The organism is Pseudomonas sp. CCNWLW23 (assembly GCF_037095675.1).
GTDB classification, from domain to species: Bacteria; Pseudomonadota; Gammaproteobacteria; order Pseudomonadales; family Pseudomonadaceae; genus Aquipseudomonas; species Aquipseudomonas atacamensis.
Window position 1 is genome coordinate 83,726 of the sequence record NZ_JBAWKM010000005.1, and the last position, 18,302, is coordinate 102,027.

Genomic DNA, 18,302 nt, shown 5'->3' on the forward strand with positions numbered 1-18,302 from the left:
ACTCAAGCGGTCTTAATCACAAGAAGTCGCCATGAGCCGTTATCGCCCTCCCCGCACCGCCGGCACCGCGCTGATCACCCCCGAGGGTGAAGCGCGGATGCGCGCCGAATTCCATGAGTTGTGGCATGTGCGTCGCCCGCAGGTCACCCAGGCGGTGAGTGAAGCGGCGGCGCAGGGCGATCGTTCGGAAAACGCCGAGTACACCTACGGCAAGAAGATGCTGCGCGAAATCGACAGTCGCGTGCGTTTTCTCACCAAACGCCTGGAAGCGCTCAAGGTGGTCAGCGAAAAACCCAGCGACCCGAACAAAGTCTATTTCGGCGCCTGGGTAACCATCGAAGACGAGGACGGCAAGCAGTCGCGCTACCGCATCGTCGGCCCCGATGAACTGGAACTCAAACAGGGTTTGATCAGCATCGACTCGCCGCTGGCACGCGCGCTGATCGGCAAGGCACTCGACGCGGAAGTGCGGGTGCAGACGCCGACCGGCGAGCAGTTCGTTTACATCGTTGCGATTGAATACCCGTAAGCACCATCAGCGCCGAGTGATCAGACCCTGCCGTGCAACGCGGGTGAGTTGCTTGATCATCTCCGGCGCATCGTCTGCGCTCGGCGCCTGAATCACCGCCAGATCAAAGCTGTCCGTCGCGAAACGCGCCAGCGACTCGCCGTCATCGACAAACTGGATCAGGAACGCGGCAGGACCGCCGCTGCGACGTGGCCAGCCATCGAGATAACGCAACAGCGTCGGCTGGTGTTTGCCGCCAAGAAGGATTTTCGGGTTGTGCTGGGTGACATGTGCCGTGATCGGCGCGGGACGTGCTGGAGGGCGTAGTGCGTTCATCGTGTCGTGTCTCTGCCTCAAAAGTCTGCATGGCAGGTGAGAGGCAACACCGAACCAGCGCTTTAGCGGTATTTCGAAGCCCTGTTCCGGCTTCTGACGGTAACTGTAGAAGTCACCTGGCGCCCCGCAAGTAGCTGTTTAAATCGGCGCATGGGCAACATCCTAGAGAACGTGACCGACCAGTGTCAATAATCCCCCGCAACAAAAAAAGGCCCGCACAATGCGGGCCTTTGCCTTGAGCCAGAGCCTTCAACCGGCGATGGCGCGATCCGCGGAGAGCTTGCCGGCACCTTCGATCAGTACCGCGATGCTGCCGGCCAGCAGAGCCAGAGCAAACTCATAACCGTTGTTGGCCATGAACAGACCGTTGCCGATGTGCACCGAGAAGATCGCCACCAGCGAGAGGAACGCCAGACCGAGTGCCGCCGGGCGTGCCAGCAGGCCGATGATCAGCGCCAGACCGGCGAAGAACTCGGTACCACCTGCCAGCGCGGCCATCAGATAGCCCGGGGTCAGGCCGATGCTTTCCATCCATTGCGCGGTGCCGGCCAGGCCGTAACCACCGAACAGACCAAAGAGTTTCTGCGAACCGTGGGCGGCGAAGATCACGCCGACAGCAATGCGCAGGACAGTCAGGCCGTAACCGGCGCGGGTGAACAGAACCTTGTTGATCAGAGAGCTCATGGTGCATTCCTTGTTGTGCAGAAGTGTTTGTGTGTTTGGGTTGGTCGCTATATTAATCAGTTTATTTCATGTTTAAAGCGCAAAAATTTCGCCATAACAATCGAATTGTTAGATTATTTCCGTGTGACCACTTTCTGCTGCCGGGGCTCGAGCGACTCACGCTCCCGGTCGAATGCCAGGTAATACTTGTTCACGCTATTAACATAGCTGACGGCGCCCATCCCCACCTGCTCCATGGCGATGCGCTCGACCTGGAAGAACCACTGGTTGGGATTGAGGCCGCGGCGGCGGGCTTCCGCGCGCATGCCCTGCACGCGCTCGGGGCCGATGTTGTACGCGGCGAGGGTGAAGGCCATGCGCTCACGCTCGTTGAGTTTCGGGCTGCTGAAGAACTTGCGGCGGATCATCGCCAGGTACTTGGCGCCGGCCTGCACATTCGCATCGAGATTCTGGATATTGCTCACGCCGACCCGCTGCGCGGCGGACGGGGTGATCTGCATCAGCCCGGTCGGACCGCTGCCGCTGCGAGCGTTGGGCTGCAGACGCGACTCCTTGAACGCCAGCGCCGCCAGGTTAAGCCAGTCCATGTTCTGCGCATCGGCGTGCTTTTGCAGGGTCGGACGGAGTTTTTCCAGACGCTGGCGATCGGCCTTGGCCAGCGGATTGTGTACTTGATACAGGCGTCGATAGATGCGCAGAAAGGCCGCGTCTTCGTCCGACGGTTTCTTGTAATCGGTGAGGAAGCGATCGATGCTCGCGCGCAACATCGATGCATCGCGACGCACGAACCAATGCTCCTCGCCCGGCTCGCCGAGGCTCAGTTGCCGATCGAGGCGCAGCTTCGGCAGGATCTTGCCCCAACGCTCGGCAATCGGTTGCTCGACGATGGTCAGGTGGAAAATCCCGCCTTGAACCATCTCCAGCACATCTTCGACCGCCAGCGTCGGATCGACCCATTCGATGTTGATCGGCGCGAGTTTGTGCAGCGCCAGTTTCTGGTTGAGCTGACTGACCACCTCCCCCGCCGCACTACCGGTGGGCAGCGCCAGGGTTTTGCCGGACAGTTGCTCGACCTTGGTGTAACGGCGCTGGCCCTTGATGCCGACCAGCACCAGCGGCACGTTGCTGGCAATCGGTTCACTGCTGGCGACCGCGTAGCCAGAAGGCAGGTCGAGCAATTCACCGGGCGCGACCATATCGCCTTCGCCGCGCTGCAAGGCGCCGAGCAATTGATCCTTGGCTTTGGGAATGATCTTGAGGGTGACTTCCTGGCCGTCACGAGCATGGCCATTGAGGTATTGCTCGAACGCGCGCAGTCGGTGGTACTCGACACCGATGGCCTGGCCCTGGACCTCGCCGGAGCTGTTGCGGCTCTGATTGACCAACACCCGCAACACGCGGCTGCTGCGAATGTCCGAGAGGTCGCGAACCTTGCTCGCCGGCACGGCTTGCAGCGGCCCGGGCAGGCGCGCGACCGCCGTCATCGGCAGCAGCAACGCAGCACACAACAGCAGCAGAACCGAGGGACGATGCATCCACTCTCCGAAAAGAATACGGGGCGATTCGTCGCAAAAAAGACGACATCACCGACGAAAACAGAGCGCTTTGAGCGCTGGTAAAGTGCGAGAGACTGGCACAGTGATGGCATCGTCGCCACCCCGGAGTCCTTCGCGGCCTCAACAGACAGCCATAAGTCGTTGTAGTTCTTGGCTTTTCTTATAAATCTACAGCTCTGATATGCTTTCCGGCCTTCGGCCCGAGGTAGCACCATGCAACTCATCGATATCGGCGTCAACCTGACCAACCCCAGTTTCGCCGACAAACACCAGGCCGTGCTCGACCGCGCCTTCGCCGCCGGCGTCTGCCAACTGGTGCTGACCGGTACCAGCGTCGAGGGTAGCGAGCAGGCGCTGGAACTGTGCCAGCAACTGGATGAAAGCGGCCAACGGCTGTTCGCCACCGCCGGTATTCACCCCCATTCGGCCAGCGACTGGAACGCTGACAGTGCTCGTCGCCTGCGCAGTCTGTTGAACGAATCCAGCGTCGTCGCGGTGGGCGAATGCGGGCTGGATTTCAACCGCGACTTCTCCCCGCGCCCGCAACAGGAAAAGGTTCTCGAAGAACACCTGGCGCTGGCCGTCGAACTGCAATTGCCGGTGTTCCTGCACGAGCGCGATGCCAGCCAGCGGCTGCTGGAGATCCTCAAGGACTTCCGCGATCAACTGCCGGCGGCGGTGGTGCACTGCTTCACTGGCGAGCAAAAGGCCTTGTTCAGCTACCTCGATCTGGATCTGCACATCGGCATCACCGGCTGGATCTGCGACGAACGCCGGGGCACGCATCTGCATCCGCTGGTCAAAGAGATCAAAGCGGGACGGCTGATGCTGGAAAGCGACGCGCCGTATCTGCTGCCGCGCACATTGCGGCCGAAGCCGAAAAACGGCCGCAATGAACCGGCGTATCTGAGCGAAGTGCTGCGCGAAGTGGCGTTGCATCGCGGCGAGACCGAGGAAGCGCTGGCCGCGCATACCACCGCGTGTGCCCGGGCGTTTTTTAAACTCCCCATTCTCCCCTGACTGCACACGTCCCCCGCGGGAGCGAGCCTGCTCGCGAAGGCTGTGGATCGGCTACAAATGGGCTGAATGACGCAGCGCTTTCGCTAGCAGGCTCGCTCCCACAATAGATCTCGGCATCTGTTGATTCATATCAAAACTCCCGAATCTGCATAGCGGCACAATAATGGCACCTTGCCAAAACTGTTTCCGCTATCAGAGAAGACCTCCATGGGTGCCTGGCTTAGCAACATCTCGCTGAAATATAAATTCTGGGCGGTCAACGCGGTCGCCTTTGTCACCACCCTGCTGTTGGTTTTGTACGCCGTGCATCTCGAACAACAGGCCCGCAGCCATGCCGCGCAGGTGTCCGCGCAGGCGCAGGCGCAGTTGCTCAAGGCCTGGCCGACCGGGCAATCGTTGCCCAAGTCCGCTCAGGTGCTGACCTTCAAGCGCGGTGAAGCGCCGCGTCTCAATGATCAACCGCTGCTGGAAATCAGCGGCAGCAACGGCTGGAATGCCATCAATGAAATGCCACTGTTCGGTGACGACCCGTTGCTGGGCGCCGAAGTGTTCAGCCGTGCCGACGGTGAGCAAGTGGCGGTCATCGCCTATGCCCCGAGCCTGAGCCAGGTGTTTAGCGAGCGTTTCGCCAACTATGCATTGGCGGTCTTCGTCCTGATGCTGGCGATGCTCGGCGCTTCGCAACTGCTGATCCGCTTTCTGCTCAGCCAGCTCAACACGTTGAAAGACGTGATGCTGCACGTTGAAAAAACCGGCGATCTTTCTGCTCGTGTTCCGCTGGTGGGCAAGGACGAAGTCGGGCAGATGGCCAATGCCTTCAACGCCATGCAGGCCGGTTATCAACGCGTCGTAACCACCGTTGCCAGCACCGCTCGACAACTGGATGACGGCGCTGCGCGGCTGGCCTCGAGCATGAATGATGTGCGCCACGGCATGCTTGGCCAGCAAAGCGAAACCGATCAGGCCGCCACTGCGATCAACGAAATGACCGCCACCGTTTATCACATCGCGCAACACGCCGGCGCCACCCGCGATCTGTCGAAAGCCGCCGATGGTCTCGCTGGCAGCGGTCAGCAGGTGGTGGCGCGGGTGCAGCAGTCGATTGCCGGTTTGTCCAGCGGCGTGCAGCAGACGGCAGAAATGATTCAACGCCTGGCCGAGGACAGTCAGAAGATCAACGGCGTGGTCAGTGTGATTCACAGCATTGCCGAACAGACCAATCTGCTCGCGCTGAATGCGGCGATCGAAGCGGCCCGCGCCGGGGAGATGGGGCGCGGCTTTGCCGTGGTCGCCGATGAAGTGCGCAACCTCGCCAAGCGCGTGCAGGCGTCCACCGACGAGATCACCGGCATGATCGCCGCGTTGCAGGCCGGCACCCGCGATGCGGTGGATTTCATGCAGGAGAGTTCATACAAGGCCGACGACTGCGTGCAGCAGGCGCAGGAGGCTGGCGCGGCGCTGGCGGAAATCACCGGAGCGGTGGCGCAGATGCGCGAAAGCAACACGCAGATTGCCGTGGCGGCGGAACAGCAGAGTCAGGTCGCCGAGGAGATGAACCGGGCGGTGGTGAGTATTCGTGACGTGACTGAAAATACCGTGCAGCAGACGGTGGATTCGGCGACGACCAGTAATGAGCTGGCTACATTGGCCGGGGAGTTGAACAAGGCGATAGGTCAGTTGAAATTGTGAGTCCGCTTTCGCGAGCAGGCTCGCTCCCACATGCACCATTGAATCAATGTGGGAGCGAGCCTGCTCGCGAAGGCGTCAGAGGCATCTACATCGAATCCTGCGATGACGGCTATCACTTCAATAGCCAACCTTGATTCGCCGCCCTCCGCACCCGGGCCTATTCTTCAAGCATGTGTTCAACATGGATCGAGGAGTAGCAAACATGGGCAAACGTCACCCCAACCTTCCCGCTTGGCAATGGCGCGCTTACCCGGGCAATCATCAGCATCCGACCAATCTGGTCCTGCACCTGATCGCCGTGCCGCTGTTTATCGTGGCGTTTCTGCTGATCGTGTCGGGGGTGTTCAGCCTGAGCCTGGCCAGCGTCGCCATCGGCGTGATCGGTATCATCGCGGCGCTGGGTCTGCAGCGCCACGGCCACGGCCTGGAGGCGCAAGCCTCCGAGCCGTTCAGTGATCGCAAAGATGCCGTGTCACGTTTGCTGGTCGAGCAGTTTCTGACCTTTCCGCGGTTCTTTCTCAGCGGTGGCTGGTGGCGCGCCTGGCGTGAGCGTCACCGTCGGCATTGAGTCAGGCGAAGATCGTCACAGTCTGCCGACTCATGGCAATCAACTCTCCCTTCGCACTCCACAACTTCGCGGCGACATGGCCGTAGCCGTCGGCTGCGTATTCGATGTCGGCCAGGTATTGGCACCAGTCCAGCGTGCTCAAGTCGTGTAACGGCTGCACGAATTCGATGGTCCAGGTCAGCGTGCTACCCGGCGCCGGTTTCTTCAGATACGGCAACAGCGCCGGCGGCCAGGCATCCACCAGCGCCAGCAGATGCGCCTCGTTGACCGGCTCCTCTTTGACATCCCCACGCAACCGCACCCAGCCGCCCATCAAGCGTGATGGCGTGTTGGAGAACGGAATACCGCCGACGCTCCAGCGCATCGCCAGATGGCGCATGAATTCCGGGGTCACGCCTTTGATGTAGGGCAGCTCCTGGCACTCGTCCCAGTGTTTCATGGTGGGCGCCGGATAGGCTTCGACGGCGACTACCGAAGGCCGCGAGGCACCGAAGCTGCCCTGAATGATAGTCACCACTTGGCCATTTTGCATGGCGCGACCCAACACCTGGCTGACGGCTTTGCCTTCACGCAGCACATCGACTTCGAAACTCACCGGCACCTCCGGCTCGACCGGGCCGACAAAGGTAATCGCCAGCGAACGCACGGGGCGCTCCGTCGGCACCCTGGCGCGCATGGCTTCAAATTGCAGCGCAGCCACCAGCCCGCCAAAACTGGCACGGCCCTGCCCCCATTCGGCGGGGATGGTCACTTCAGGTTGTTGGCGGACAGCATCGAGCAGATCGCAAAAGCGCATGGCAACCTCGGAAAACGAGAAAGGAATGCGCGGATCTTACCCAGCCCCGGGCGGCGGCGCAGCGTCTATTCCGGTCAAATGGGCTGACAGATAGGCCTTGGCCCGATTCCTTCAAGCGACAAATCACCTTGTGGGAGCGAGCCTGCTCGCGAAAGCGGTCGATCAGTCGACAACGATTGCGACTGACACGGCCCCTTCGCGAGCAGGCTCGCTCCCACAGGGGAACAGAGCCATCTTCAGGAGTGTTTGAAACACGTCGCGCTGAGCTTTTCCAGCACTTGATCGGCCTTCAGCTCTGCCTTGATCAAGCCGGCCTGCCAGGTGGCCACACACGGTTGCAGATCGGCTTCCTGCTCGGCGCGGGCCAGCCATTGCCAGCAATCGTGCCAGTCGCCCAGTGCGCCTTGCGCCGATTTCAGGCGTTTGTAAGCCGGTTTCGGCAAGCGATCCAGCTCGGGATAGGCTTCGATGCCATAGCGCACGCGCTTGATCAGCAGGCGCAGACGATGGCGGTCATGGGCGGGATCGTGCAGCGCTTCGTCGAGTTTCTGCCATTGTTTGCCCAAGCGTTTTTCAATGCGTTTACCCAGATCCTTGAGTAAGCCCTGACGCTCGGACGCGCGCAAAAATCGTGGAAACGCGTCGAGAATCATCAGCAGCGAAGCCAGTTCCGCACTCGCCGCCAGCGCCGGATACGCCTCGGCCATTTGCGCCAGACGCCGCTGCGCAGCCTCGGGTTGATCATGCTCGAGCAGATACGCCGCCAGCACTTCGCGATCACGCCACGGTGTGGTCAGATCGCCCACCGCAGAAGCCGCCGCCTCCAGTTGCTCGACACCCGGCAAGCCGCGCAACGGCCGCAAAAGACTGCGCAAGCGCCGCACCGTAGTGCGCAAATCATGCAACGCCTCGGGATCAGTGCGCGCAGTCAAGCGCGCCTGACATGCCAACAGCCGCACATCCAGGCTCAACACATGAGCCACCAAGCGATCGATCATGGGGGTCTACTCCGTAGACAGCTGTAAGCTTCTAGCTACAAGCTTCAAGCTGAATGCGTTTGCTTCAAAGCTTGCCGCTTGCAGCTTGAAACTTGCAGCTGCTTTTTTATCTTCCTGCGCGGGATTCGCGAATGTAGAAGCGGGCTTTCTCGGCTTTCTTGCTGCAGCCTTCAAAGCCTTCGAATTGTTGCTGGGTCTTGGCGGCGGTCAGCAGCGACAGCGCTTTGGAATAGCTGACGGTGCCGGCGAAGCCTTCAGCCTTGGCCAGGTCCAGTTCGTGCCAGGCCGCGTCGAGTTGGCTGCCGCAGCTGTCGCGGTACGCGGTTTTGCCGGCGCAACCGGCCAGAACCAGGGCCATCAACGGTACACAGATCCAGGCTTTCATCACTCACACCTCAAGGTAGGTCAACAGTCGTGCAGGTAAGACGGTCAAGCGGCGAAAAAGTGCCTCGCCGGGCGCTGAAACCACGTGGCGCAGAGCATAGCGCTGAAGTGTCATTCGCGAGCGAAAAACGACGTCACCGCTTCGCGCAACGACCTTGGCGATTGAGCCGCTTGGCCGATGCGTGCATTGTGCAGGCTTGTCGGGAGGAAGTTTGATGAAAAAGCGTGTCGCACTGGTGCTGGGCTCCGGTGGCGCCCGGGGCTATGCCCATATCGGCGTTATCGAAGAAATTGAAAAACGCGGCTACGACATCGCCTGCATTGCCGGTTGTTCGATGGGCGCGGTGGTCGGGGGCATCTATGCCGCCGGCAAACTGGATGAGTACCGGCGCTGGATCGAAAGCCTTGATTACCTCGACGTGCTGCGCCTGGTCGATGTGAGTTTCCGTCTCGGCGCGATTCGCGGCGAAAAGGTCTTCGGGCAGATCCGCAAGATCGTCGGCGAGATCAACATCGAAGACCTGCGCATCCCCTACACCGCCGTCGCCGCCGATCTGACCAACCAGCAGGAAATCTGGTTTCAGGAAGGCTGCCTGCATCAGGCCATGCGCGCCTCGGCGGCGATTCCCAGCCTGTTTACCCCGGTGATGCAGGGCAACCGCATGCTGGTCGACGGCGGCATTCTCAATCCGTTGCCGATCGTTCCGGTGGTATCGAGCCATTGCGACCTGATCATCGCGGTCAACCTCAACGCCACCAATCAGCGCCAGTACAAGTTGCCGGTGATCGAGCGACCGGCGGCGTTCCGTTCGCGCTTCGACAGCCTGATCAAATCCATGGGTTCGAAGTTGCCGTTCCGGCGTAAACAGGCCGAGCAATTGTTGAAGCTGGAACAGGAAGCCCTGCGCGCCGAGGCAGCGGAGATCAATCCGTGGCTCGAAGGCGTCGAACCGGAAAGCCAGCAACCGGCCGCCGCCCCGGAACGCGAAGGCGCACCGAAATCCGCCACCGGTTCGTTCATCATCGATAACGTCGGGCCGGCGTCGTTGCTGGATCTGATCAACCAGAGTTTCGAGGTGATGCAGACCTCACTGGCGCAGTACAAGATTGCCGGGTATCCGCCGGATATCCTGATCAACGTGCCGAAGCGGGTGTGCCGGTTTTTCGAGTTCTACAAGGCGCCGGAGTTGATCGCGCTGGGCAGACAGATTGCCAGTGATACGCTGGATCGGTATGAGCAGGAGCAGGGTTGATCTGATGCGGATTTTTCGGAGTATTTGATGGCCTCTTCGCGAGCAGGCTCGCTCCCACATTTGAAATGCATTCCCCTGTGGGAGCGAGCCTGCTCGCGAAAGCGTCAGCTCAGCCAGCTTAACTCAACAACCGATACCCCACCCCCGCCTCAGTCACGATAAACCGTGGCCGGGTCGGGTCATCCGCCAGTTTCTGCCGCAGATGCCCGACCACGATGCGCAGGTAATGACTGTCCTCGGTGTGCGTCGGCCCCCAGATATCCTTTAGCAATTGCTGCTGGGTGATCACCCGCCCCGGATGCCGCGCCAGTTGCGCGAGCACCGCATATTCCTTGCGGGTCAGGGCGACTTCGGCGCCATCGAGCAGCACGCGCCGATAGGCCAGATCCACGGTCAACGGGCCGAAACTCAGCGCCGCCGGCTGCGCCTCCCCCGCCGGGGCCTGACGCAACAACGCGCGGACTCGGGCGAGAAACTCCTGAATGCCGAACGGCTTGGTCACGTAGTCATTGGCGCCGCCATCCAGCGCTTCGACCTTCTGCCCTTCACTGGCACGCACCGACAGCACCAGCACCGGCGTGGTCGCCCACTCGCGCAGTTCGCGCAGGACCTGCTGACCGTCCATGTCCGGCAGGCCGAGATCAAGCACCACCAGGTCCGGTTTGCTCAGCGCGGCTTGTGCCAGGCCTTCAGCGCCGGTGCCGGCTTCGAGCACTTTGTAGCCTTGTGAAGCGAGGCTGATGCGCAGGAATTTGCGAATCTGCGGTTCGTCGTCGATGACCAAAATGGTCGCGGTCTGGCTCATGAATTCACATCAACACAATAGATTGGCAAGAGAGTAGCGCAGTCGACTTCAAGCTTCACCGTCCATCCCCGGCTGCGCCTGCAACGGCAGGTGCAAGGTGATGCAGGTGCCGCGCCCGTCGATGCCGTCAGCCACGGAAATACGCCCGCCGTGCGCGCCGACCATGCCTTGACAGATCGCCAGCCCCAAACCCGTGCCCTGCCCGCCGCGATCACCGCGCGCGGCGGTGTAGAACATGTCGAAAATCTTCGCTCGGTCCTCTTCAGGGATCCCCGGGCCTTCATCGCTGACCGCAAAGAAAATCTCCTGCTCATCGGCACCGGCGCGCAGTTGCAGGCGACCATGGCTGGGCGAAAATCGCGCGGCGTTCTCCAGCACGTTAACCAGCGCCTGCTCGATCAGCGCCGCGTGCACATAGAGCAACGGCAACTCGGCCGGCACTTCGGTGCTGACCTGCAGCGGCGCCAGCACGGCGCGCAGGCGATTGAGCGAACTGCCGACGATATCGGCTGGCGAAACCCAGTCCCGCGCCAGCTTCAAGGCGCCGTGGCCGAGGCGGGTCATGTCGAGCAGGTTCTGAATGTAGCGGTCGAGGCGTTCGGCCTCATCGCGGGTGCCTTCGAGCAGCTCGCGGCGATCCTCCAGCGGGATCGCTTCGCCGAGGGCCAACAGGCTGTCGATGCTGCCGCGCATGGCCGTCAGCGGCGTGCGCAAATCGTGGGACACCGAGGCCAGCAAGGCGCTGCGCAACTGTTCGGTTTCGCCGTGCAGACGCGCCGCTTCGAGGTCATCGGCCAACTGCGCACGAGCCAAGGCTTGCGCCAACGGCTGGCTCAGCGCAGTGAGCAAACGTCGGCGCTGACCGCTCAAGCTCTGGCCTTCCTTGGCGCAAACACCAAGCAACGCCAGCGGCCCGTCCTCGACCGACAACGGCCACCACCACCAACGCCCCAGCGGCAAGGTACCGGTGCCCTTGCCCGCCGGTTGATCGTGTTGCCAGGCCCAATCGGCGGCGGCGCGTTCGGCCTCGGTGAATTGCAGTGGCCCGCCGGCTTCGACTTTCCAGCCGCCCTGCCCGTCGCGGTTGAGCAGGCACAATTGCACATCGCTCCAGCCTTCGAGGTGTTGCGCGGCGGCGCTGATCACGGCCTGGCGATCCGTCGCGGCGGTAAGTTTGCGCGACAGGTCGAGCAGTTCGCTGGTCTCTTCCTGGGTATCGCGCAAAGCCTGCAACTGCCGCCGCTGACGCGCCGCAAGGTTGCCGGTGAGCGCCGCCATCAACAGGAAGAACAGCAGCGTCAGCACGTCTTCTTCGCGCTGAATGCTGAACGAGAAATTCGGCGGGATAAACAGAAAATCGTAGGTGAGAAACGACAGCGCCGCACAGGCCAGCGCCGGGCCGAGGCTGCTGCGCACCGCCACCAGCAACACCGCCGCGAGAAACACCAGCGAGATGTTCGGCAGCGGCAACACACTCGACACCGCCCAGGCCAGGGCCGTGGCCAACAACGTCGCGACCAGCGCCAGCGCATAGTCGAACCACACCAGCGTAACTGAATTGCGCGGGCGCGGTTGGTGCTGCTCGTGATCACTGTCGAGCACGTTTATTTCCAGACCGTGCGCCTGACGCAGCAGGCGCGCCGCCAGACCACCGCCGAACAGTCTACGGCGCAACCGTGGCCGCGACTGGCCGACCAGCAACAGACTGGCGCGGCGTTCGGCGGCGTGTTGAATCAGGGTTTTCGCCACTTCGCCCGCCCGCAACAGCACCACTTCGCCACCGAGGCGTTCGGCCAGTTGCTGGGCGCTTTGCAGGCGCAACCGCGATTGCTCATCCCGCGCACTGCCGTTGTCGACATGCACCAGACTCCACGGCAGATGCCGGCGCTGGGCGACGCGGCTGGCGTGACGCACCAGCCGCTCGGCCTGCGCATCGCCATCGATGCCGACCAACAAACGCCCGCGCACCGCCGGCGCGGCCTGGCCGAGTTGGCGATAGCCCTGGGCCAGATCGTTGTCGACCTGCGCGGCAGCGGTCTGCATCGCCAGTTCGCGCAGGGCGGTGAGATTGGTCTGGGTGAAAAACGCATCGATGGCGGCGCGGGCCTGTTCCGGCACGTAGACCTTGCCTTCGCGCAGACGCTCGAGCAATTCGCGCGGCGGCAGGTCGATCAGCAGCAGTTCGAACGCCTCCTGCAAGACCCAGTCCGGCAGGGTTTCGCGCACCTGCACGCCAGTGATGCCGCGCACCTGATCATTGAGGCTTTCCAGGTGCTGGACGTTGACCGTGGTGAACACGTCGATGCCGGCGGCGAGCAGTTCCTGAATGTCTTGCCAGCGCTTGGCGTGCCGACTGCCGGGGGCGTTGCTGTGGGCCAGTTCATCCACCAGCACAAGCTTCGGCTTGGCCGCGAGAATGCCGTCGAGGTCCATTTCTTCGAGCAGCACGCCACGGTATTCGCTGCGCACCAACGGCTGCTGCGGCAGGCCGCCGAGCAAGGCTTCGGTTTCGGCGCGGCCATGGGTTTCGACCACGCCGGCGAGGACCTTCACGCCCTGGCGCAGTTGCGTGTGGGCAGCCTGGAGCATGGCGTAGGTCTTGCCGACCCCGGGGGCGGCGCCGAGGAAAACCTTGAGCCGGCCACGGCCATCGCGGGGCAGGTCTGCTAATAATGCGTCGGCGCGGCCGGAGTCGCTCATGCTTGATGTCTCTCTTCCTGATGATCGTTCCCACGCTCTGCGTGGGAATGCAGCCCGGGACGCTCTGCGTCCCATAAAAGCAGACGCAGAGCGTCTATTGATGCATTCCCACGCAGAGCGTGGGAACGATCGGTATCAACTGAATTACAGGTTTTGCAGTGCCAGATTCAGCTCCAGCACATTCACCACCGGCGGCCCAACCAGCGGCTGTTCGATGTGCTTATCGAGCAATTGCTGCAAGGTCGACACCGGCAGGTTGCGCGCCGCCGCGACACGCGCCAGTTGATAGGCAATTGCCGCCGGTGGCAAGTGCGGATCGAGACCGCTGGCGGAGGTGGTCAGCAAGGCCAATGGCACCGGCCCCTGCCCAGCGACTTGTTGTTTTTGCGCGTCTTCGATTACGCGGGTCGCGAGGGCCGGATTGCTCGGCGCGAGGTTGCTGGCGCCGCTGGCGACGGTGGCAAAAGCCCCGGCGGACGGCCGTGGGTGGAACCAGTTGTCGCCGCTGAAATCCTGAGCAATCAGCGCCGAGCCTCGGACTTTGCCGTCAGCGTCGTGGATCAGGCTGCCATTGGCCTGAGCCGGGAAAGCGACTTGGGCGATGCCGGTAACCGCGAGTGGATAGGCGACGCCGGTGATCAGGGTCATCAGCGCCAACAGGGTCAGGGCCGGGCGTATCATTGTGGACATTTCAAGATCCTCAAATTCGTTGGACAAACTTTTGCCGGGTGTCAGGGAGATCTTTTCCCCCTCACCCCAGCCCTCTCCCCCAAGGGGGCGAGGGAGAAAGGGAGCCGATCTTCATGCTGTTCAAGACCTGAGTTCGGCTCGGAATTTCAGGTCGGCGAACCTCGCACAAACACCTCGGTCAGTCCCCTCTCCCCCCGGGAGAGGGCTAGGGTGAGGGGCTCTTTTCAGCCTCACACCAGATGCAACGCCGTAAGCAGCATGTCGATCACCTTGATCCCCACGAACGGCACGACAATCCCGCCGACGCCATAGATCAGCAGATTGCGCCGCAGCAACGCCGCCGCACTCGCCGCCTGCACCCGCACGCCGCGCAATGCCAGTGGAATCAGCACAACGATGATCAGCGCGTTGAAGACGATGGCCGAGAGTATCGCGCTCTGCGAACTGCTCAGATGCATGATGTTCAGCACGCCCAGCTGCGGGTAAATCGAGGCGAACAGCGCCGGCAGAATCGCGAAGTATTTGGCGATGTCGTTGGCGATGGAAAAGGTCGTCAGTGCGCCACGGGTCACCAGCAATTCCTTGCCGATCTGCACCACGTCGAGCAGCTTGGTCGGGTCGCTGTCGAGGTCGACCATGTTCGCCGCTTCGCGTGCCGCTTGCGTGCCATCGTTCATCGCCATGCCGACGTCTGCCTGGGCCAGCGCCGGGGCGTCGTTGGCGCCGTCGCCGCACATGGCGACCAGGCGACCGTCGTTCTGCTCGTGACGAATCCGCGCGAGTTTCTTCTCCGGCGTGGCTTCGGCGAGCACATCATCGACGCCCGCTTCAGCGGCGATCGCTGCTGCGGTCAGCGGGTTGTCGCCGGTGACCATCACCGTGCGAATCCCCAGTTTGCGCAACTCGGCAAAACGCTCGCGGATGCCTGGTTTGACCACGTCCTTGAGATGGATCGCACCAAGCAATTTGCCGTCAGCGCAGACCAGCAACGGCGTGCCACCGCTCTGAGCAATCTTGTCGATTTCCCGCGCCAGCGCCGGGGCCAGATCGCTACGTTGCTGACCGAGAAACGCCAGCAGCGAATCCACCGCGCCTTTGCGATACACGCGGCCCTGATAATCGACGCCGGACAAACGGGTTTCCGCGCTGAACGGCACGGCGATCAGGGTTTCCAGGGCCGGCTCCGGTTGTGGATGCAGGCCACGAAGGAACTCGACGATGGACTTGCCTTCAGCGGTTTCGTCGGCCAGCGAGGCGAACAGCGCGCCTTCGGCCAGCTCACGGCCGGTCACACCCGGCGCGGCATACACCGCGCTGCAACGACGGTTACCGAAGGTGATGGTGCCGGTCTTGTCGAGCAACAGCACGTGCACATCACCCGCCGCTTCCACCGCGCGGCCGGATTTGGCGATCACATTCAGGCGCACCAGCCGATCCATCCCGGCGATACCGATGGCCGACAGCAGACCGCCGATGGTGGTCGGGATCAGCGTGACCAATAACGCCACGAGGAACACCAGCGGCAGGCTGCCATTGGCGAAATGCGCGAACGGTTGCAGGGTGACGACCACCAGCAGAAAGATCAGGGTCAGGCCGATCAGCAGGATATCCAGCGCGACTTCGTTCGGGGTCTTCTGACGCTTGGCGCCTTCGACCAGGGCGATCATGCGGTCGAGGGTCGATTCACCAGGGTTGGTGGTGATCTTCACCAGCAGCCAGTCGGACACCAACCGCGTGTTGCCGGTGACGGCCGAGCGGTCGCCGCCGGACTCGCGGATCACCGGCGCCGATTCGCCAGTGATCGCCGCTTCGTTGACCGCCGCGATGCCTTCGATGACTTCGCCGTCACCGGGGATCATCTCCCCGGCTTCGACTCGCACCACGTCGCCCTTGCGCAGATTGGCAGCCGGCACGATCTTGAAGCTGCCATCGGCTTGGCGACAACGGGCGCTGAGGCCTTCGCTGCCGGCCTTGAGGCTGTCGGCGCGAGCCTTGCCACGTCCTTCGGCCAGGGCCTCGGCGAAGTTGGCGAACAGCACGGTGAACCACAGCCACAGAGCGATTTGTGCGGCGACGAAGGTCGGCACATCAGCGTCCGGAAGGAAGCACAGCACGGTGGTGAAAATCGCCGTCAGTTCGACCACCAGCATCACTGGCGAACGCGCCAGCTGCCGTGGGTCGAGCTTGACGAAGGCTTGCACCAGCGCCGGGCGCCACAGGGCCGAGATCGCGGTTTTGGCTTGTTCCGGCGCTTTGACGGCGGCGGGTTTGATTGCAGGCATATTCATGATGGATTCCTTAGAAGCCCATACTTAAATGTTCGGCGACAGGACCGAGCGCCAGCGTCGGCAAGAACGTCAGGCCGCCCACCAGCAGAATGGTCACGGTCAACAGGGTCACGAACAGCGGGCCGTGAGTCGGGAAGCTGTTCTGGCCGACCGGTGCGCTTTTCTTCATCGCCAGGCTACCGGCCAGTGCCAGCACCGGCAGGATGTAGCCGAAGCGGCCGATCAACATGCCCAGGCCGAGCATCAGGTTGTGGAACGGCGTGTTCGCGCCCAGGCCACCAAATGCCGAACCGTTATTGGCGCTCGCCGAGGTGTAGGCATAGAGCAACTGACTGAAACCATGCGCGCCGGGGTTGCTGATGGTTGCCGCAGCGCTGGGAACCGTGGCGGCAATCGCGCCGAGCACCAGCACGCCGACGGGCATCACCAACAGCGTCACCACCAGCAATTGCACCTCACGCGCTTGTAGCTTCTTGCCGAGGTATTCCGGCGTCCGACCGATCATCAGACCGGCGAGGAACACCGCGATCAGCACGTTGAGCAACATGCCGTAGAGCCCGGCGCCGACCCCGCCGAAGATCACTTCGCCGACCATCATGTTGACCAGCGCGACCATGCCGCTCAGCGGGTTGAGGCTATCGTGCATGCCGTTGACCGAGCCGTTCGAAGCCGCCGTGGTCGTCACCGACCACAGCACCGTCGCGGTGGTACCGAAGCGCGCTTCCTTGCCTTCCAGCGGCGCAGTCTGCTCGACAGCGGCGTTGTTCAGGGTCGGATTCGGCTGATACTCAGCCCACAACGATGTCGCACCGCCGATCAGGAATAGCGCCAGCATGCAGGCGATGATCGCGCGGCTCTGGCGCAGATCCTTGACGTAATGGCCGAAGGTGAACACCAGCGCCACCGGGATCAGGATGATCGAAGCGACTTCGAACAGGTTGCTCCACGCAGTAGGGTTCTCGAACGGATGCGCCGAGTTGACCCCGAAGAAACCACCACCGTTGGTGCCCAGTTGCTTGATCGCAATCTGGCTGGCGGCCGGGCCGAGCGGGATCACCTGATCGACGCCTTGCAGGGTCACGGCATTTACATACTGGGCGAAGGTTTGTGGCACACCCTGCCAGACCAGATACAGCGCCAGCAGCAGGCACAGCGGCAGCAGGCCATAGAGGGTGGCGCGGGTCATGTCGACCCAGAAGTTGCCGAGGGTCTGCGCCGATTTACGGCCGATGCCACGGCACAGCGCGACCAGCACGGCGAGGCCGGTGGCGGCGCTGACGAAGTTCTGCACGGTGAGACCGACCATCTGGCTCAGGTAGCTGAGGGTCGCTTCACCGCTGTAGGACTGCCAGTTGGTGTTGGTCATGAAACTGACCGCGGTGTTGAACGCCTGGGTCCATTCCTGGCCGGGCAGGTTTTGCGGGTTCAGCGGCAGGTGATCCTGGAACAGCAGAATCGCAAACAGCAGCAGAAAACCGGCAAGGTTGAACGCCAGCAGCGCCAGCGTGTACTTCTGCCAGCTCTGCTCCGCCTGCGCATCGACCCCGGCAAGACGATAGCAACCACGCTCGACCGGTCCGAGAATCGGCGTCAGCCAGGTGCGCTGGCCCTCCATGACCTTGTAATAGAAGCGCCCAAGGAACGGCGCCGGCAGCAGGACCAGCGCAAAAAACCCGAGGATCAGCCAATAGTCATAACTGTGCATAGCCGCTCCTAGTTCCGGTCCGCGCGCAACAGCGCAACCAACAGATAAATGAACAGCCCCACTGCCAACAGCAGTGACACCCCGTCCAGAACGCTCATGGAAGATCTCCGTGTAACGGCGTATTGCCGTGTGTGCAGCGATTGTCGGGAAGGAGGCTGTAAAGGAACGAGAGCGAGGCCCGGCGTGGGTCATAAAGAAAGCGTAAAGAGTGGGTTTATGCGGGCTTTACGGCTGAATTTCGTGGTGTTTGGGCTGGCGCCTTCGCGAGCAGGCTCGCTCCCACAGGGGCAACGCATTTCAAAATGTGGGAGCGAGCCTGCTC

17 protein-coding genes are annotated in these 18,302 nt (G+C 62.2%); 5 read left to right on the top strand and 12 right to left on the bottom strand.

Annotated features, from left to right (window positions below; translation table 11 throughout):
• The first annotated feature begins 31 nt into the window (after positions 1–31).
• Positions 32–529: a transcription elongation factor GreB gene (gene greB, locus V8J63_RS09230; RefSeq protein ID WP_130902138.1), complete on the top strand. Its 498-nt coding sequence runs from the start codon at positions 32–34 to the stop codon at positions 527–529.
• Between the two features lie 6 nt (positions 530–535).
• Here the strand turns inward: greB and V8J63_RS09235 are convergent, their stop codons facing one another.
• The 3 genes from V8J63_RS09235 to V8J63_RS09245 all read right to left on the bottom strand — a co-directional run bounded on the left by V8J63_RS09235 (position 536) and on the right by V8J63_RS09245 (position 3,063).
• Positions 536–844 carry a class I SAM-dependent methyltransferase gene (locus tag V8J63_RS09235; protein ID WP_130902139.1) on the bottom strand — a complete coding sequence of 103 codons (309 nt, stop codon included), beginning with the start codon at positions 842–844 and terminating at the stop codon, positions 536–538.
• 249 nt (positions 845–1,093) lie between these two features.
• Positions 1,094–1,528, bottom strand: coding sequence for a DoxX family protein (locus tag V8J63_RS09240; RefSeq protein WP_125926351.1), 435 nt, complete (start codon positions 1,526–1,528; stop codon positions 1,094–1,096).
• Positions 1,529–1,641: 113 nt separating this feature from the next.
• Entirely contained in the window at positions 1,642–3,063 is a 1,422-nt protein-coding gene (locus V8J63_RS09245; RefSeq protein WP_125926352.1) for a transglycosylase SLT domain-containing protein, read from the bottom strand.
• Positions 3,064–3,297: 234 nt separating this feature from the next.
• Here V8J63_RS09245 and V8J63_RS09250 point away from each other — a divergent pair, with 234 nt between their 5' ends.
• From V8J63_RS09250 to V8J63_RS09260, 3 genes are all read left to right on the top strand, one after another.
• The gene (locus tag V8J63_RS09250; RefSeq protein WP_130902140.1) at positions 3,298–4,104 is read left to right on the top strand and encodes a TatD family hydrolase; all 807 of its coding nucleotides are present in this window, start codon (positions 3,298–3,300) and stop codon (positions 4,102–4,104) included.
• Positions 4,105–4,311: 207 nt separating this feature from the next.
• Complete coding sequence (locus V8J63_RS09255; RefSeq protein WP_336463920.1) at positions 4,312–5,793, top strand: methyl-accepting chemotaxis protein; 1,482 nt, start codon at positions 4,312–4,314, stop codon at positions 5,791–5,793.
• Positions 5,794–5,995: 202 nt separating this feature from the next.
• Positions 5,996–6,361 (top strand): Mpo1-like protein, encoded by a 366-nt coding sequence (locus V8J63_RS09260; protein WP_016770891.1) that lies wholly within the window; start codon positions 5,996–5,998, stop codon positions 6,359–6,361.
• 1 nt (position 6,362) lies between these two features.
• Here the strand turns inward: V8J63_RS09260 and V8J63_RS09265 are convergent, their stop codons facing one another.
• The 3 genes from V8J63_RS09265 to V8J63_RS09275 form a co-directional block, all read right to left on the bottom strand.
• Positions 6,363–7,157 carry an acyl-CoA thioesterase gene (locus V8J63_RS09265; protein ID WP_130888504.1) on the bottom strand — a complete coding sequence of 265 codons (795 nt, stop codon included), beginning with the start codon at positions 7,155–7,157 and terminating at the stop codon, positions 6,363–6,365.
• 236 nt (positions 7,158–7,393) lie between these two features.
• The gene (locus V8J63_RS09270) at positions 7,394–8,155 is read right to left on the bottom strand and encodes a CHAD domain-containing protein (protein WP_136492983.1); all 762 of its coding nucleotides are present in this window, start codon (positions 8,153–8,155) and stop codon (positions 7,394–7,396) included.
• Positions 8,156–8,261: 106 nt separating this feature from the next.
• Positions 8,262–8,540, bottom strand: a complete 279-nt coding sequence (locus V8J63_RS09275; RefSeq protein ID WP_016770894.1) for a hypothetical protein — start codon at positions 8,538–8,540, stop codon at positions 8,262–8,264.
• Positions 8,541–8,754: 214 nt separating this feature from the next.
• On the opposite strand from V8J63_RS09275, the gene V8J63_RS09280 reads away from it, so the two are divergent.
• The gene (locus tag V8J63_RS09280) at positions 8,755–9,792 is read left to right on the top strand and encodes a patatin-like phospholipase family protein (protein WP_071173138.1); all 1,038 of its coding nucleotides are present in this window, start codon (positions 8,755–8,757) and stop codon (positions 9,790–9,792) included.
• A gap of 118 nt (positions 9,793–9,910) precedes the next feature.
• Here the strand turns inward: V8J63_RS09280 and V8J63_RS09285 are convergent, their stop codons facing one another.
• The 6 genes from V8J63_RS09285 to kdpF all read right to left on the bottom strand — a co-directional run bounded on the left by V8J63_RS09285 (position 9,911) and on the right by kdpF (position 18,078).
• Entirely contained in the window at positions 9,911–10,597 is a 687-nt protein-coding gene (locus V8J63_RS09285) for a response regulator (protein WP_136492982.1), read from the bottom strand.
• Positions 10,598–10,645: 48 nt separating this feature from the next.
• Positions 10,646–13,297, bottom strand: coding sequence for a sensor histidine kinase KdpD (locus V8J63_RS09290; protein WP_336463921.1), 2,652 nt, complete (start codon positions 13,295–13,297; stop codon positions 10,646–10,648).
• A 144-nt stretch (positions 13,298–13,441) separates the two neighbouring features.
• Positions 13,442–13,987 carry a potassium-transporting ATPase subunit KdpC gene (gene kdpC, locus V8J63_RS09295; RefSeq protein WP_041478316.1) on the bottom strand — a complete coding sequence of 182 codons (546 nt, stop codon included), beginning with the start codon at positions 13,985–13,987 and terminating at the stop codon, positions 13,442–13,444.
• Between the two features lie 230 nt (positions 13,988–14,217).
• Positions 14,218–16,275 carry a potassium-transporting ATPase subunit KdpB gene (gene kdpB, locus V8J63_RS09300; protein ID WP_336463922.1) on the bottom strand — a complete coding sequence of 686 codons (2,058 nt, stop codon included), beginning with the start codon at positions 16,273–16,275 and terminating at the stop codon, positions 14,218–14,220.
• Between the two features lie 10 nt (positions 16,276–16,285).
• Entirely contained in the window at positions 16,286–17,980 is a 1,695-nt protein-coding gene (gene kdpA / locus V8J63_RS09305) for a potassium-transporting ATPase subunit KdpA (RefSeq protein ID WP_024013853.1), read from the bottom strand.
• A gap of 8 nt (positions 17,981–17,988) precedes the next feature.
• Positions 17,989–18,078 carry a K(+)-transporting ATPase subunit F gene (kdpF, locus tag V8J63_RS09310; RefSeq protein ID WP_007899818.1) on the bottom strand — a complete coding sequence of 30 codons (90 nt, stop codon included), beginning with the start codon at positions 18,076–18,078 and terminating at the stop codon, positions 17,989–17,991.
• Positions 18,079–18,302 lie beyond the last annotated feature (224 nt).

Coding starts and splice junctions, on each gene's coding strand:
- greB (WP_130902138.1), top strand. CDS start 32: ATGAGCCGTTATCGCCCTCCCCGCACCGCCGGCACCGCGCTGATCACC.
- V8J63_RS09235 (WP_130902139.1), bottom strand. CDS start 844: ATGAACGCACTACGCCCTCCAGCACGTCCCGCGCCGATCACGGCACAT.
- V8J63_RS09240 (WP_125926351.1), bottom strand. CDS start 1,528: ATGAGCTCTCTGATCAACAAGGTTCTGTTCACCCGCGCCGGTTACGGC.
- V8J63_RS09245 (WP_125926352.1), bottom strand. CDS start 3,063: ATGCATCGTCCCTCGGTTCTGCTGCTGTTGTGTGCTGCGTTGCTGCTG.
- V8J63_RS09250 (WP_130902140.1), top strand. CDS start 3,298: ATGCAACTCATCGATATCGGCGTCAACCTGACCAACCCCAGTTTCGCC.
- V8J63_RS09255 (WP_336463920.1), top strand. CDS start 4,312: ATGGGTGCCTGGCTTAGCAACATCTCGCTGAAATATAAATTCTGGGCG.
- V8J63_RS09260 (WP_016770891.1), top strand. CDS start 5,996: ATGGGCAAACGTCACCCCAACCTTCCCGCTTGGCAATGGCGCGCTTAC.
- V8J63_RS09265 (WP_130888504.1), bottom strand. CDS start 7,157: ATGCGCTTTTGCGATCTGCTCGATGCTGTCCGCCAACAACCTGAAGTG.
- V8J63_RS09270 (WP_136492983.1), bottom strand. CDS start 8,155: ATGATCGATCGCTTGGTGGCTCATGTGTTGAGCCTGGATGTGCGGCTG.
- V8J63_RS09275 (WP_016770894.1), bottom strand. CDS start 8,540: ATGAAAGCCTGGATCTGTGTACCGTTGATGGCCCTGGTTCTGGCCGGT.
- V8J63_RS09280 (WP_071173138.1), top strand. CDS start 8,755: ATGAAAAAGCGTGTCGCACTGGTGCTGGGCTCCGGTGGCGCCCGGGGC.
- V8J63_RS09285 (WP_136492982.1), bottom strand. CDS start 10,597: ATGAGCCAGACCGCGACCATTTTGGTCATCGACGACGAACCGCAGATT.
- V8J63_RS09290 (WP_336463921.1), bottom strand. CDS start 13,297: ATGAGCGACTCCGGCCGCGCCGACGCATTATTAGCAGACCTGCCCCGC.
- kdpC (WP_041478316.1), bottom strand. CDS start 13,987: ATGTCCACAATGATACGCCCGGCCCTGACCCTGTTGGCGCTGATGACC.
- kdpB (WP_336463922.1), bottom strand. CDS start 16,275: ATGAATATGCCTGCAATCAAACCCGCCGCCGTCAAAGCGCCGGAACAA.
- kdpA (WP_024013853.1), bottom strand. CDS start 17,980: ATGCACAGTTATGACTATTGGCTGATCCTCGGGTTTTTTGCGCTGGTC.
- kdpF (WP_007899818.1), bottom strand. CDS start 18,078: ATGAGCGTTCTGGACGGGGTGTCACTGCTGTTGGCAGTGGGGCTGTTC.